The following is a 14,091-nucleotide window of genomic DNA, read 5'->3' as shown; positions in this document are numbered from 1 at the left end:
ATCCTGGTATATAGTGACGATGAAAACTTATTAGAAAAGTGCAAAAAAGAAGTTTTTTATGGGTAAAACTGCTTATAAAATCTATAAAAATTCATCTAAATTTGGCTTCTGCCACTCCACTCTTAATACTTTAGATTGCACATTAATTTTCTCAAAAAAACGTTGCCAATACAATTGCTGATTCGATAAACTATCCGTTGGAGACTTCACTTCTACAAAGCAATATTCACCATCAGACCACATCATCAGGTCTGGGAAACCTCTTACATTTTCTCTTAAATTTCTTGCCATTTCTAGCATAATCAAGCTTATTTGTTCAGGAGAAAGTTTTTCTAAAAGGGTAAGAATCAATGGGAAAAGTCCGCCATACCAATCTACCAAAGGATTGGTTATTCCGTACTTTTCAAAGAAAATATTATGAATATAAATCGTAGTTGCGTCAATATCTTCCAACATCAACAGACGTTCTTCCATCCTTTCCTTACGCTTTTCAAAGAAAGTAGGTTTGAATAAATCTGAAGGCGAACGCTGTAAAGGATGGTGAATGGCTAAAGTATCTGTATCAAAAATAATATCCCAAAAAAGTAAGCCGAATAAGCTTCTCCAAAGATGATTTTCGGTAAAAGTTGCCTTCTTTCCATGTCGTTCGTAATAATCAATCACGCCCATTTCTACTTGTCGCTTCCAAATCAAATCAATTGTAATGGATTCTGAACCATGTAAATGTTGTGTAATGGCTTTCTTCGATTTCTTTTTTTGAAGAGCCGCTTCCAATCGGTTTAGGTAATCTTCTGCAAAAAAATGTTCGTCGGCATTTTGTGGCTCTGCCAAAATCAATTCGCAGAGTGCTTTGGCTTCTTCTTTGTTTTTGAGTTTATCTAAAATTCGTACTTGTCTTTCTCTTGAAGGCGATTGCTCTGTTAAACGAAATACAATTAATGCTTCGTCCAGCGCTTTGAGTTTTTCTAAATAAGCACCAACTTTTAAAGTAAAGCGTTCAAAGGTTGGAATGGCGATTTCGGTAAGTTCTTTACGATGCGTTTCCGTCCAATCCATAAACCAATTAAAGATTTCTAGGTATTCAATTTTGGCTTCTTGCATCAAATAGAAATCTTCACGAGCCAAACTTACTTTTAGTTTATCCTCAACTTCTTGTCGAGTTTGAAAATACGCCACCATTTTATCTTCGTCGTATTTTTCATAAGATTGAAACCCTAAATCACGAGTTACAAATTCTGACATGTCGCCGTGACGAGTACCAAAAAATAGAAATTTCAAAAGTTGTACTTCTTCTTCAAAACATACTTTTACGACCGAATGCTGAACAGCGTGAATGGCTGAAAAATCTTTTTCGTTGAGTAGGAAATGAATTTCTTCCCAGTTTCCAACTTCCAAAAGCCAATCTAGTACTTCTTCTTTTTTCAAGGAAGCTTTTCCTCTGGTTTCTAAATTGAGCATTTTTGCTAAAAAAATCAGCTCAGACTTATTAAAAATATCTAATACTTCATACGCTTGCGGAAGATGTTTGCTAGATAAAGGTTCTACAAAACCTTTGTTAATTAAACTATTTAATACTTCTGGAATATCCTCAATTTCAGCATATTTCAATTTTTCAGTTCTAAAAAAAGAACCTGTACGATTGGCAAATCTGATGAATAGACATTTTTCGTCTTCCGTCAAAGCATCAAAGCCAGACAAGAATTGCTGTTCATTTTCGTTCAGAATATGTTGGTACTTTTTTTGAACGAAAGTCAGCAAGTATTGGAAATACTCCAAGTAATATTTAGGAGGCAATTCTATTTTTTCAGGAGCCATTCAATCATTTTTTTCGTAATTTACAAAGATAAACAATCCTATTTAGGTATGACAGACCAAAAAGTCTTTGAAATATTTCATGCAAAATCCATTATTTCTACCAAGGAAGTACAAAAGATTAATGACTTTGAAAAGTCAAAACCATTTTCACTACATTATGAATTAAGGCTTTTACTTTATTTAGGTATTTTTCTTTTGAGTAGCGGTTTGGGAATTGTTATCTATCAAAATCTTGATTCAATTGGTCATGCAGCGATTGTAATTTTCATTAGTTTTTTAGTGGTAGCATGCTTTGCTTTTTCTTGCTGGAAAAAACAAAACTTTACTTGGGATGCTGTAGAACAAGTAAATCCATTTGCAGATTTTGCTTTATTATTGGGTTGCCTGTGTTTCTTAACTTTGGAAGGCTATTTACAATATCAATACAATTTATTTGGTGAAAAATATGGTTTGATTACTTTTATTCCTGCCATCGTTTTTTTCTTTTCTGCTTATTTTTTTGACCATCGTGGCATACTTTCAATGGCAATAACGGCTTTTGCTTCTTGGGTTGGGGTTTCTATTTCTCCATTAGCAGTATTTTCTAAGAACGATTTTACAGCTCCTTATTTTATTTTTACTTCAATCGCTCTCGGACTTTTATACATGGCAATAGGTTTACTTTCTGAGCTCCGAAAGCTCAAACAGCATTTTGCCTTTTCTTATCTTTTATTGGGAAGTAATTTGGCATTAATTGCAGGAATTGCAGGCGTTTTTAGTGAGCATCACAAGTATTTGTACACATTAATTGTACTGGCAATTTCTGTCGGTTTATTTTTCTATGCCAAAATAAAACAGTCTTATGTTTTTTTGTTGACGGGAATTGTTTTTGCCTACATCGCCTTTACCGAAGCTATTTTTGATATTTTCCCAGCAGGTTCAGTAAGGGCTTGGTTTGCGGCGTATTACTTCGTTGCCACTGGAATAGGTGTGATATTCTTGCTATTTAATTTGAAGAAAATTCTTAAAAAACGCTAAAAACGCCTATGAAAGCATATCAACAACAATGGATTGACAATTCTTTTCTTCAAAGTAAAGCCCAAGATTGGTTTGAAAAAGGATTACTTTCTGAACAACAAAATATTGAAATCAAAAATCAATTTCCTTTAGATTTTTACCAGCCGAATCCATTTATCAGAATTGCATTATTTCTTTTTACTTGTTTGGCTTGCATTTTTAGTGTGTCATTATTGTACTTAATTTTTGAAAATACTTTTCGAGAAAGTCCCAGAACAGGTTTAACCATTTTAGCATTTGCCTTTGGAGTATTTTTAGTTTTTCTCTTAGAATCTCTTATCAAAACCAAAAAAATATTTCAATCTGGCATTGATAACGGTTTATTATACAGTGCCATCGTAGCATTTGTTACTGTCATTTACGTTCAGTTAGAACCTTTACATTTACCCGCTTGGCTTGAATTTTCTTTTATACTACCTTTCTTTATTGTGGCTTATATTCGTTATGCAGATGTTTTTGTAGCCTGTGTTATTTACTTTTTGTTGGTGATTATTTTAGTGGATTTTTCACTCACATTTTCTGTCGGAAAAACACTTTTGCCATTTATCATGCTATTTTTTTCTTTAGGTGCTTATTACTTTGTAGCAAAACTAAAACAAAGAGCAGATTATCTTTATTATGAAACATCTTTAGATATTTTTAAAACACTGACTTTGGCTTCAGCTTATTTGAGCGTGAATTATTTTATCGTTCGGGAAGGCAATGCAATGATTAACAAAGTAATTACTTCGGTTGCTCCGCAAATTGGTTTAGCTCCTTTATTTTATCTTTTCACCATACTAATTCCAATAGCTTACATTGCCTTTGGATTAAAAAAACGAGACAGAACATTTTTGGTATTGGGCTTATTGACTGCTGCTTTTTCATTCTTTACTTATCGATATTATTTCGGAATCATTCCTACAGAAATCGCTTTATTGATTTGCGGGACTTTGTTGATTGCCGCAGCTTCATTTATTATCTATCAGCTAAAACAACCTAAATTTGGCTTTACTTATGCACCAGATAATAATTATGAAGGGTTAAATTTAGATACCATTTTGTTATCAGAACTTGTAAATACGAAGCTACATTCGAACGATGAAAACCTTAAGTTTGGCGGAGGAAGTACTGGTGGAGGTGGTGCCGGTGGAGAATATTGACATAATAATATTAAATATAATCTTTCAATGATTCTCTAAGAAAAAACACTCAAATCATTTACTTTTTTCGTGAATGATAATGAAAAATGTATATTTGTTTCTTGAATTCATTTCTAAGTTAATAATCTTCTAATTGTATTCAAGAACAATTCACAAAAAGCTTATTCTCTTTGTAAAAGAATAAAATATTTTGAAATATCTATTATTATCAGAATATTATTTTGCCATAAACAAAAAATACATAATTTACTTTATCCATGAAAACTGTCAATTCTTACAATTTTGCTGGCAAACGTGCCCTAATCCGAGTAGATTTTAATGTGCCTTTAAACGAGCGTTTTGAAATTACTGATGATACTCGTATCAAGGCTACGATTCCTACAATCACTAAAATTTTGAATGATGGTGGTTCAGTAGTTTTAATGTCTCACTTGGGTCGTCCGAAAGATGGACCAACTGAAAAGTATTCATTAAAACACCTTGTGAATCCACTTTCAGTTGTATTTGGTCGTCCAGTAAAATTTGCAGATGACTGTATCGGTCAGTCAGCGACAGACTTGGCTTCTAGCTTACAAAGCGGAGAGATTTTATTATTAGAAAACCTTCGTTTTTACAAAGAAGAAGAAAAAGGAAATGTAGAATTCGCTGAAAAGCTTTCTAAGTTAGGTGATGTTTGGGTAAATGATGCTTTCGGAACAGCTCACCGTGCTCATGCTTCAACAGCAGTGATTGGTCAGTTTTTCGAAGACAGAATTTGTGGTTATGTAATGCAAGCTGAGATTGAAAATGCTCAAAGAGTATTAGAAAACTCTGAACGTCCATTTACAGCAATCATGGGAGGTTCTAAAGTTTCTGATAAAATCTTAATCATCGAACGTCTTTTAGATAAAGTTGATAATTTGATTATTGGTGGCGGTATGACTTACACTTTTGTCTTGGCAGAAGGTGGAAAAATTGGTAAGTCAATCTCTGAACCAGATAAAGTAGAATTAGCAAAAACTATTTTAGCAAAAGCAGCTGAAAAAGGAGTAAATGTATATATGCCAGTTGATAATTTATGTGCTGATAAGTTCTCAAACGACGCTAACACATTAATTGCTGCAAAAGGCGAAATTCCTGATGGTTGGGAAGGTTTAGACATTGGTCCAGAATCAGCTGAAATTTTCAAGAAAGTAGTTGAAGCTTCTAAAACGGTATTATGGAATGGCCCGATGGGTGTTTTTGAATTCCCTAACTTCGCAAAAGGAACAAATGCCATTGCAGACTCAGTAGTAAAAGCAACTGAAGAAAACGGAGCTTTCTCATTGATCGGCGGTGGAGATTCTGCTTCAGCAGTGAACAATGCTGGTTATGGAGATAAAGTTTCTTATGTATCAACAGGCGGTGGAGCTTTGTTAGAATATATGGAAGGCAAAGTATTACCAGGTGTTGCCGCATTGCAATAAATAAAAAAGCATTTGCATTATTTGAAGGCGATACAAAATTGTATCGCCTTTTTGTATTTATCTTTGAGATAATTAAAATAAAACAAACGTGGAATTTCAGTCATTACCCATCAACACAAGTGCTCAATATCTTTTGAATGATAGCCGTCAGCTTTCATCGCCACAACGTTCTATTTTCTTTGCCATCAAAGGGCTACATCATGATGGTCATCTTTTTTTAGATGATTTATACCGAAAAGGAGTTCGTGAATTTGTAGTCGAAACGAATGCGCTTAGTCCAGCAATTCTTCGTGAATTAAAAAGATTCAAAGATGCAAAAATCTGGCAAGTTGATAATAGCATTACTGCTATGCAAGAAGTAGCGCAAAGACATCGTGAACATTTTAATTTACCCATTATCAGTATCACTGGAAGTAATGGCAAAACCATTGTAAAAGAGTGGCTTTCGCAATTGTTAGGAAATCGTTTCAAAATTGTAAAAAGCCCTAAAAGTTATAATTCGCAGATTGGAGTACCACTTTCTGTTTGGCAAATTAATGAAAGCCATAATCTTGGAATTTTTGAAGTTGGCGTTTCCAAACCCAATGAAATGGAAAATTTGGAAAAAGTCGTTCAGCCATCAATTGGAATTTTCACGAATATTGGCACTGCCCATAGCGAGTTTTTTACTAGCAATTCACAGAAAATAAAAGAGAAAATCAAACTATTCAAGCATGTCAAAACACTTATTTATTGTGCTGATTATGTTGAAATAGATGAGATTGTGAAATCAGAGTTTATCATTGAAAATCCAAATTGTGAAATCATCAATTGGTCAAGAATGGCAAATACTGGTATTCGTGCTGATTGGGAAGTTGATGCAGAAAATACCAAAGTATTTTTAGATTTAACAGCTACAGCTAATAATGCTGAAAAATTTACGACATCTTTCGATATTCCGTTTACAGATGAAGCATCTATTGAAAATGCCATTCATTGTATGCTTACACTTTGGCATTTAGGATACAGTACTTCCGAAATTCAGGCAAGATTACAAATACTTCGTCCTGTTTCTATGAGGCTTGAAATGAAACAAGGCATTAATTCAAATTACTTGATTGATGATACTTATAATAATGATTTGGCAGGTTTGACGATTGCTCTTAATTTTCTAAGTCAACAAAAGCAAAGACAACAAAAAGTACTCATTTTAAGTGATTTACTAGAAACAGGAATTCCTGAAAAAGAGCTTTATAAACAAATTGCACATTTAGTTAAAGAAAGACATTTAGAGTATTTCATTGGTATTGGCGATGTGATTTCTCGTAATAAAAGCCATTTTCTTGTAAGCTCTGCTAAAACAGCAACTAACATTCTGTTTTACAAAAACACACAAGATTTTTTGGATAGTCAAATCATAAAATCATTACACAATTGTACGATTCTGGTTAAAGGAGCAAGAAAATATGGTTTTGAACAAATCGTAAATCGACTTGTCCAAAAAACACATGGTACCATTCTTGAAATTAATTTAGATGCCATTACCAACAATTTGAATTACTATCGTGATAAAATTGGACAACAAATTAAAATGATGGTAATGGTAAAAGCTTTTGCCTATGGTGCTGGTAGCACAGAGGTGGCAAATTTGCTTCAATTTCATGGCGTTGACTACTTGGCTGTTGCCTACACTGATGAAGGCGTGGCACTCAGACAAAACGGTGTTTACTTGCCCATTATGGTGATGAACCCCTCTCCAAATGATTTTGAACAATTAGTAGCTTATTCTTTAGAACCTGAAATTTATAGTCTTAGAATTTTGCAAGAATTTTCAGACTATATTGATAGCAGAAATTTAAGTTCGAAAATTCATTTGAAAATTGACACAGGAATGCACCGCTTGGGTTTTGAAAAAGAAGCACTTCCTGACTTGCTTTTGTGTTTGCAATCGAATCCGAATTTGTGGGTTTCGACAATTTTCAGCCATTTAGCGGCGGCTGACGAGGAAGCTTTTGATGATTTTACCTTAAAGCAAGTCAATACTTTTACTGAAATGGCAAATGAAATTTCGGAAGCTCTTGGTTATATTCCTTCTCGCCATTTGGCTAATTCGGCAGGGATTGCTCGTTTTCCGGAAGCAAGATTAGATATGGTTCGCCTTGGGATTGGACTTTATGGTGTAGCCGCAAAAGCTGAGGATCAAGTAAATTTGCAAACTGTTGGAACATTGAAAACAGTTATTTCGCAAATTAAACACATCAAAGCGGATGAAACAGTGGGTTATGGAAGGAAAGGTGAATTAAAAAGAGATACTAAAATTGCAACTATTGCAATTGGTTATGCCGATGGTTTTGATAGAAGATATGGCAGAGGTGTTGGTGAAGTATTAATCAATGGTCATCAATGTAACGTTGTTGGCAATGTTTGTATGGATATGACCATGATTGATATTACTGATGTACCTCATGTTCAAGAAGGTGACGAAGTAATTATTTTCAATAAAGAATTAACCATCATCGACTTAGCTCATAAAATTGGCACTATTCCTTATGAAGTATTGACAAGTGTAAGCGAAAGAGTAAAACGAATTTTTTATCAGCTATAAATAAAAAAGTGCAAGAAATAATCCTTGCACTTTTAACTTCAACCTTTCAAAACATAATTACAATCAAAAACAATTTGAGTAAAAATGCTTCTGATTCATTATTCAGGTTTGATTGATATAAAAATTGATTGTTATAAAAATGGTTAATGTTTTTTTAAAGAAATGGTTAATGCTTGTGATACAAATTTATGCAAACTTTTATTATAAAAGCAAAAATTATTGCAAATATTTGCAATAATTTTCAAGGAATTTAATTTTTATACTTCAAATTGGGTATTATGTTAAAAGAAGAACGCCAACAAATAATTTTAGATAAACTAAGTACTGATAAAAAAGTGACATTAGTAGATTTAGGGCAAATACTAAATGTGTCTTACGACAGCGTTCGGCGTGACATCATTGAGTTGGAAGATCGTGGACTTCTAAAAAAAGTTCATGGTGGAGCTATTGCTAATTCGTACTTGTCAATCAAAGCAAGTAAAGGACTTGGAATCGTCAATACTGAATTTGTGACCATTGCTAAAAAGGCTATGAAATTGATTGAAAATCATAAAATCATCTTGATGGATGGAGGCACAACCAATTTCTATATCGCCGAGCAACTCCCTAAAAACATGGAACTTACCGTTGTAACCAATAATCCACATTTGGCTACAGCATTAGCAGAACATCCTAAGGTAGAAATCATTTTGTTGGGAGGTTCCTTCTATAAACGTTACCAAATTACGATGGGAAGTAAAACTGTTCAAGACCTTGAACATATACATGCTGATGTCTATTTCATGGGAACAAACAGTATCAATCCAGAATTAGGTTTGGCTATTCGGCATTATGAAGAATCATTGTTGAAACAAAAGATGATGAGTATTTCTAGAAAAATTGTTACTTGTGTAATTGAAGAAAAAATTAATCGAGAAGAAAATTATAAAGTTTGCGATTTTACAAGATTAGACTATTTAATTACAAGTTTAGCCCCGAATGATAGCTTGTTGGCTGGTTTTAGAAATAAAAATGTAGAGATTCTTTGAAATTTATTGCAAAAGTTTGCAAACAAAAAGGGGATGAATTTAAAATTCATCCCCTTTTTGTTAATCACCCAAAAAATTAGAACATTAAAATTGCACTAGTACACAATAAAACGATTCCTAATATTAAGAAAACTGATGGATTTAACCCTGGAATACTTCTTTCTCCCAAAGCAGAATCATAAGGATTCTCTGGATTATATCTTACTTGCATGGTTTGTCCAACTTGACTAAGCATTGACATCCCTTTGTCTGCTTCAATTTTGAATTGTCTCCCATTTACACTGAATGAAACAACAGGGAAGAAAATTGGGCTTTGTCCTAATTTATCACTGCGTTCATAACGTTTGCTTACTTCTACAACTTCACCGCTTGTCAACACTGAATGTTGCAACCAATCACGGCGTTTTTTACTTAAATAAATACCTAAAAATATTAATGCTCCAGCTACTACGATAAAACCAGCCATAACCAATGGCGGCACTCCCTCATACACGCCATGCGGGCCTGAGATAAGTAATATTGAATTAAATGCACTTTCCATATTCACAAAATTTAATGATTCTTTGACCGAACGAAGTATAAATTGTTATGCTTCAATACAAATTTCAGACAAAAGTCATTAAAAACCAAGCGGTTAGACTCCTGAGTGGTTTTACTCATAAGATAACGGAAAGGCTATTTTTTAAGGTTTTATATTTTTTTCATTTAAGCATTTATATTTTAAAAGCTATTTTTTCAAAATCTGTAATTTTTAAGTCCTAATTGCTCATTTTTAAAACTTACTTCTGCCAAAAAATTATTTTATTGAATTTTAAAGTTTTTTTATTGCACTTTTACTAGTACAAACTTCTATTTAAACCTAGATTTTATATCAAAGAGTCTTTTTTGAAAGAAAATGACTCAATTTCACACTCGTCCAAGTATTTAAAAGCATTATTTTCTAAAAAATGGCTAAAAAATAAACCCATAAATAATAAAAAATATTTTTAGTTTTCAGAGCCAGTTTTTTCGTTTAAACCATAATAGCATCGTAATTACTAGAAATATCATTACTCCCCAAACAACATAGTATCCATATTGCCAATGTAGTTCTGGCATGTAATCGAAATTCATTCCATAGATTCCAGCCACAAAAGTGAGTGGCATAAAAATCACCGAAATGACCGTCAATACTTTCATGACGTTGTTCATTTTATTACTTGCCTGTGAAAGATACAAATCCATCAGCGATGCTCCTAAGTCACGAAAAGAATCAATCGTTTCAACAACTTGCATCACGTGGTCGAGGACATCTCTTAAATAAAGACCAGTATTAGAAGTAATCAATGGAGCTTCTTCCCTAATCAAATTCGCCAACATTTCACGCAAAGGGAAAATCGCTCTTCTCATTAAAGTAAGCTCACGTTTCATACTGTAAAGTTCGTTCAATGATTTTGGATTGGGATTTTTAATAATATCCTCTTCCAATCTTTCCATATTCTCTGAAAGCTTGTCAAGTACTGAAAAGTAATTATCAACTACTAAGTCAATCAAAGAATAGAGTAAATAATCAGCACCATTTTTTCGAGTTTTACCAGCCGAAGCTTTAATTCTTGTCAGAATAGGTTCAAAAATATCTTTTGAACGTTCTTCTTGAAACGAAATCACATAACCATCGCCCATGACAAAACTTAAATGCTCAATTTCAACTTCACGAGTATAAGGATTGTATTCAATCATTTTAAGCGTTACAAAAAGTTGTTCGTCATTATAATACTCAAATTTGGGTTTCTGTTGTGTATTCAGAATATCCTCCAACATTAATGGATGTAAGGTAAACATATCTCCAATCGTAGCAATAACGGCAGGTTCATGAATGCCATCAACATTCATCCAATAGGTTTTATTATCTGTTAATTCTACATTAAAAGTATCTAAAGTAGGTATTTTGGCTACTTCATATTCTTCAAAATTATAGCTAGTCCAAAGTATTTTGGTTACAAAATCAACTTCTTTTCCTACATAAGTGAGCGTACCGGGCGAAGTTCCTAAGTTTTTATTCTGAATAATATATCTTTTTGACATCAGCGTCGTTTTATTAGCATTGTGATAAAATAGTATTCAATTTAGAGAGTAGATTGGCAATTTTCAAATTCCAGCAGTAAATTGCTACATTAATTGACCACTCAATTAAGATTATAATCCTTTACAGCATCGTGATAATATTAAAGTACACAAAACATATCATTATATGTAGCTTAATTTCAGGTATCGTTTTATTGGCTTGCTCACATCAGCCAAAACAATTAGGCAAAAATACTTCAACAGACATTTCTATCAGAAATGATAGTATTACCAAATTATTTGACCCTAAACTCGCCGCCAAAAAGGCTAGTAAGCTTGATACTTTTTTCAAGAAACTTCATAAAGTTAATGGTTTTAATGGCGCCGTTTTGGTTTCGCAATATGGCAAAGTGATTTATAAAAATGCTTTTGGTTATGCACGTTTCAGTAAAAAAGATTCTAATACGACTCAAACCCAATTTCAATTAGCCTCTGTTTCAAAGCAGTTTACTGCGGTTGCCATCATGCAATTACATGAAAAAGGTTTGATAAATTACGACGACCCCGTATATAAATACATTCCCAATTTTCCTTACGACCCAAGTATTACCATCAAAAGTTTACTTTCGCATAGTTCTGGAATTCCAAACTACGTGTATTGCTTAGATAAAATCATTAATAAAAAAGTAGCGCTAACCAACAACCAAGTGGTTGATTTATTTGCTCGCCACAAGCCCGGCATTAATTATTATCCAAATAGTAGATTCAACTATAATAATTCAAACTATGCTTTGTTGGCTTATATTGTTGAAAAACTTTCGGGAATGAATTTCAGAGAATATGCCAAGCGAAATTTGTTTGCACCAGCTGGAATGTCGAAAAGCTTTGTTTACGACCCTGCTAAACCAGAATTAGTAAGTTCTGCGGCTGTTGGTTATACGCCAAGACGAAGAGGTTTTTGGCAAGTACCTTTCGACCACCTCGATGGTGTGGTAGGTGATAAAGGAATTTATTCAACCGTTGAAGATTTATATAAATGGGACATGGCTTTGAACAGTGAAAAACTCGTAAAAATGAGTACTCTCAACGAAGCCTTTTTACCTGCACATTCTTTTAAAAACTTGTTGACTAAAAATTATGGTTTTGGTTGGAGACTTCAGTTATTGGATGATGGTACTTGGCTAACTTTCCATACAGGTTGGTGGCATGGTTTTAAAAACTATTATATGCACAATAATCGAGATAATTCATCTATTATTATTTTACAAAATGTTTCAAATAGAGCCTTAGCAAGAGTAAAGGTGGCACAATCAATATTATATCCAGAAAAAGCATGGTATTTTATGAGTGGAGAAGGCTTACCGGGTGAATTAGAAATTGAATAATTTACTTCGTTTAATTTTGACAATAATTATTTAAAAACTCGTTTAATCATAAAAAAAAGCTAATTTTAGAGGGTAAAAAACCTTTTATGAAAATTTAAAAAAACATGAAAATCTCGAAACTACTACTCAATTTTTTTTGCTTGTTGATGTGTCTTTCCTTCACTGTGAAAGCCCAGTCGGAAGATGAAGCCATCAAAACTTGTGTGAATAATTACTTGGAAGGTGTTTTGAAAGGCGATGCGGCTCGTTTAAATCTTGCCTTTCATCCAACGGCATTGTTGAGAAGTGTCAATACAAGTAATGGTACTTTGCAAGATATTCCAGTTGCTAAATTCATTTCAACTACACCAGCTGGTGGCATTCAAACAAAGGGTGGTTCAACAAAATTGATTTCCTATTCATACATAGGTATTTCTGCCTTAGCAACAGTTGAATTACGTTTTGGTGAATTCAAATATGTTGATTTACTAAGTATGTTAAAATTTGGTGAAGAATGGAAAATCGTAAGCAGAGTATTTAGTCGTACCGATTTAGACAGCCAAGTAAAAGGTACTGCGGCGGCTACTGCTACGGCTCCAACAGCTAGCAAACCTGTGGTAAAAAAATCATCCTCAGCAAATGTAAAACCTAAAGCAGATGATGGTTGGTAAGACCTAAAAAATATAATTCTCTAAAGCTCATGAAATTCATGAGCTTTTTTTGTGTAAAGCCAAAAGCTAAAACAAACTCTCCCTTTGCGTAAAACCTAATAATTCCTAACTTTGCAAACTCAAAAAGAAAAGGTAGCAATCACAATTAAAAATAGAAATGGGAAGAGCATTTGAATTTCGTAAAGCAAGAAAATTTAAGCGATGGGGACAAATGGCAAAAACATTTACCAAAATCGGTAAAGATATTGTCATTGCAGTAAAATCGGGCGGACCAGACCCTCATTCAAATTCACGTTTACGGGCAATTATCCAGAATGCCAAGGCAGTGAATATGCCAAAAGACAATGTTGAGCGTGCTATCAAAAAAGCTTCATCCAAAGAACAAGAAGACTACAAAGAGATTGTTTATGAAGGATATGCTGCTCATGGCGTTGCGGTGTTAGTAGAGTGTACAACTGACAATACCAATCGTTCTATTGCTAATATCAGAAGTCATTTCACTAAATGTGGTGGAAGTGTTGGTACTACAGGCATGTTAGATTTCATTTTTGAACGCAAATCTGTTTTCAAAATTGCCAAAACTGCCGACATTGATGTGGAAGAATTAGAATTAGAATTGATTGATTACGGTGCAGATGAAATCTTCTTGGATTTAGAAACCAATCAAGTAAACATTTATGGAGAATTCACTGCATTTGGAGCTATCCAGAAATTTTTAGAAGAAAAAGGGTTTGAATTACAAGGAGCTGATTTCGAAAGAATTCCGAATGACACCAAAGAACTCACTGAAGAACAAATGGCTGATGTTGAAAAACTAATCGAGCGTTTGGAAGAAGATGATGATGTTCAGAACGTTTATCATAACATGAGATAGATTTTCTTAATCAATAAAAAAAGCCAGATTACTCTGGCTTTTTTCTTTCAAAACCATCATTCATTCAGT

At 33.4% G+C, this 14,091-nt stretch carries 11 protein-coding genes; 8 read left to right on the top strand and 3 right to left on the bottom strand.

The window, feature by feature from the left end:
• Nucleotides 1-81: 81 nt before the first annotated feature.
• Complete coding sequence (locus ABID42_RS06945) at nucleotides 82-1,815, bottom strand: VRR-NUC domain-containing protein (RefSeq protein WP_367283011.1); 1,734 nt, start codon at nucleotides 1,813-1,815, stop codon at nucleotides 82-84.
• 48 nt (nucleotides 1,816-1,863) lie between these two features.
• On the opposite strand from ABID42_RS06945, the gene ABID42_RS06940 reads away from it, so the two are divergent.
• From ABID42_RS06940 to ABID42_RS06920, 5 genes are all read left to right on the top strand, one after another.
• A complete protein-coding gene (locus ABID42_RS06940) occupies nucleotides 1,864-2,832 on the top strand; it encodes a DUF2157 domain-containing protein (RefSeq protein WP_367283010.1) in 969 nt (322 codons plus the stop codon).
• An 8-nt stretch (nucleotides 2,833-2,840) separates the two neighbouring features.
• Nucleotides 2,841-4,013 (top strand): hypothetical protein, encoded by a 1,173-nt coding sequence (locus ABID42_RS06935; protein ID WP_367283009.1) that lies wholly within the window; start codon nucleotides 2,841-2,843, stop codon nucleotides 4,011-4,013.
• A gap of 257 nt (nucleotides 4,014-4,270) precedes the next feature.
• The gene (locus tag ABID42_RS06930) at nucleotides 4,271-5,458 is read left to right on the top strand and encodes a phosphoglycerate kinase (RefSeq protein ID WP_323260320.1); all 1,188 of its coding nucleotides are present in this window, start codon (nucleotides 4,271-4,273) and stop codon (nucleotides 5,456-5,458) included.
• A gap of 88 nt (nucleotides 5,459-5,546) precedes the next feature.
• Entirely contained in the window at nucleotides 5,547-8,042 is a 2,496-nt protein-coding gene (locus ABID42_RS06925) for a bifunctional UDP-N-acetylmuramoyl-tripeptide:D-alanyl-D-alanine ligase/alanine racemase (protein ID WP_367283008.1), read from the top strand.
• A 278-nt stretch (nucleotides 8,043-8,320) separates the two neighbouring features.
• Nucleotides 8,321-9,070: a DeoR/GlpR family DNA-binding transcription regulator gene (locus ABID42_RS06920; RefSeq protein ID WP_323260316.1), complete on the top strand. Its 750-nt coding sequence runs from the start codon at nucleotides 8,321-8,323 to the stop codon at nucleotides 9,068-9,070.
• 76 nt (nucleotides 9,071-9,146) lie between these two features.
• On the opposite strand, the gene ABID42_RS06915 is transcribed toward ABID42_RS06920, so the two are convergent.
• Both ABID42_RS06915 and corA read right to left on the bottom strand, forming a co-directional pair.
• Complete coding sequence (locus ABID42_RS06915; protein WP_323260314.1) at nucleotides 9,147-9,611, bottom strand: DUF3592 domain-containing protein; 465 nt, start codon at nucleotides 9,609-9,611, stop codon at nucleotides 9,147-9,149.
• Nucleotides 9,612-10,063: 452 nt separating this feature from the next.
• Nucleotides 10,064-11,134 carry a magnesium/cobalt transporter CorA gene (gene corA, locus ABID42_RS06910; RefSeq protein ID WP_367283007.1) on the bottom strand — a complete coding sequence of 357 codons (1,071 nt, stop codon included), beginning with the start codon at nucleotides 11,132-11,134 and terminating at the stop codon, nucleotides 10,064-10,066.
• 131 nt (nucleotides 11,135-11,265) lie between these two features.
• Between corA and ABID42_RS06905 the strand changes: the two genes are divergently transcribed.
• The 3 genes from ABID42_RS06905 to ABID42_RS06895 all read left to right on the top strand — a co-directional run bounded on the left by ABID42_RS06905 (nucleotide 11,266) and on the right by ABID42_RS06895 (nucleotide 14,022).
• Nucleotides 11,266-12,498: a serine hydrolase domain-containing protein gene (locus ABID42_RS06905; RefSeq protein ID WP_367283006.1), complete on the top strand. Its 1,233-nt coding sequence runs from the start codon at nucleotides 11,266-11,268 to the stop codon at nucleotides 12,496-12,498.
• Nucleotides 12,499-12,602: 104 nt separating this feature from the next.
• Complete coding sequence (locus ABID42_RS06900; RefSeq protein ID WP_323260307.1) at nucleotides 12,603-13,148, top strand: nuclear transport factor 2 family protein; 546 nt, start codon at nucleotides 12,603-12,605, stop codon at nucleotides 13,146-13,148.
• 157 nt (nucleotides 13,149-13,305) lie between these two features.
• Nucleotides 13,306-14,022 carry a YebC/PmpR family DNA-binding transcriptional regulator gene (locus tag ABID42_RS06895; RefSeq protein WP_323260305.1) on the top strand — a complete coding sequence of 239 codons (717 nt, stop codon included), beginning with the start codon at nucleotides 13,306-13,308 and terminating at the stop codon, nucleotides 14,020-14,022.
• Nucleotides 14,023-14,091 lie beyond the last annotated feature (69 nt).

Origin of the sequence: Arcicella rosea, assembly GCF_040543805.1 — a bacterium.
GTDB lineage: Bacteria > Bacteroidota > Bacteroidia > Cytophagales > Spirosomataceae > Arcicella > Arcicella rosea.
The sequence above is the reverse complement of the archived record's forward strand: the minus strand, read 5'-3'. Positions and strand labels throughout refer to the sequence as shown.

Bases quoted from the DNA above. Each gene is read 5' to 3' on its own strand.
- ABID42_RS06945 (WP_367283011.1), bottom strand. From the start codon at position 1,815: ATGGCTCCTGAAAAAATAGAATTGCCTCCTAAATATTACTTGGAGTAT.
- ABID42_RS06940 (WP_367283010.1), top strand. From the start codon at position 1,864: ATGACAGACCAAAAAGTCTTTGAAATATTTCATGCAAAATCCATTATT.
- ABID42_RS06935 (WP_367283009.1), top strand. From the start codon at position 2,841: ATGAAAGCATATCAACAACAATGGATTGACAATTCTTTTCTTCAAAGT.
- ABID42_RS06930 (WP_323260320.1), top strand. From the start codon at position 4,271: ATGAAAACTGTCAATTCTTACAATTTTGCTGGCAAACGTGCCCTAATC.
- ABID42_RS06920 (WP_323260316.1), top strand. From the start codon at position 8,321: ATGTTAAAAGAAGAACGCCAACAAATAATTTTAGATAAACTAAGTACT.
- ABID42_RS06915 (WP_323260314.1), bottom strand. From the start codon at position 9,611: ATGGAAAGTGCATTTAATTCAATATTACTTATCTCAGGCCCGCATGGC.
- corA (WP_367283007.1), bottom strand. From the start codon at position 11,134: ATGTCAAAAAGATATATTATTCAGAATAAAAACTTAGGAACTTCGCCC.
- ABID42_RS06900 (WP_323260307.1), top strand. From the start codon at position 12,603: ATGAAAATCTCGAAACTACTACTCAATTTTTTTTGCTTGTTGATGTGT.
- ABID42_RS06895 (WP_323260305.1), top strand. From the start codon at position 13,306: ATGGGAAGAGCATTTGAATTTCGTAAAGCAAGAAAATTTAAGCGATGG.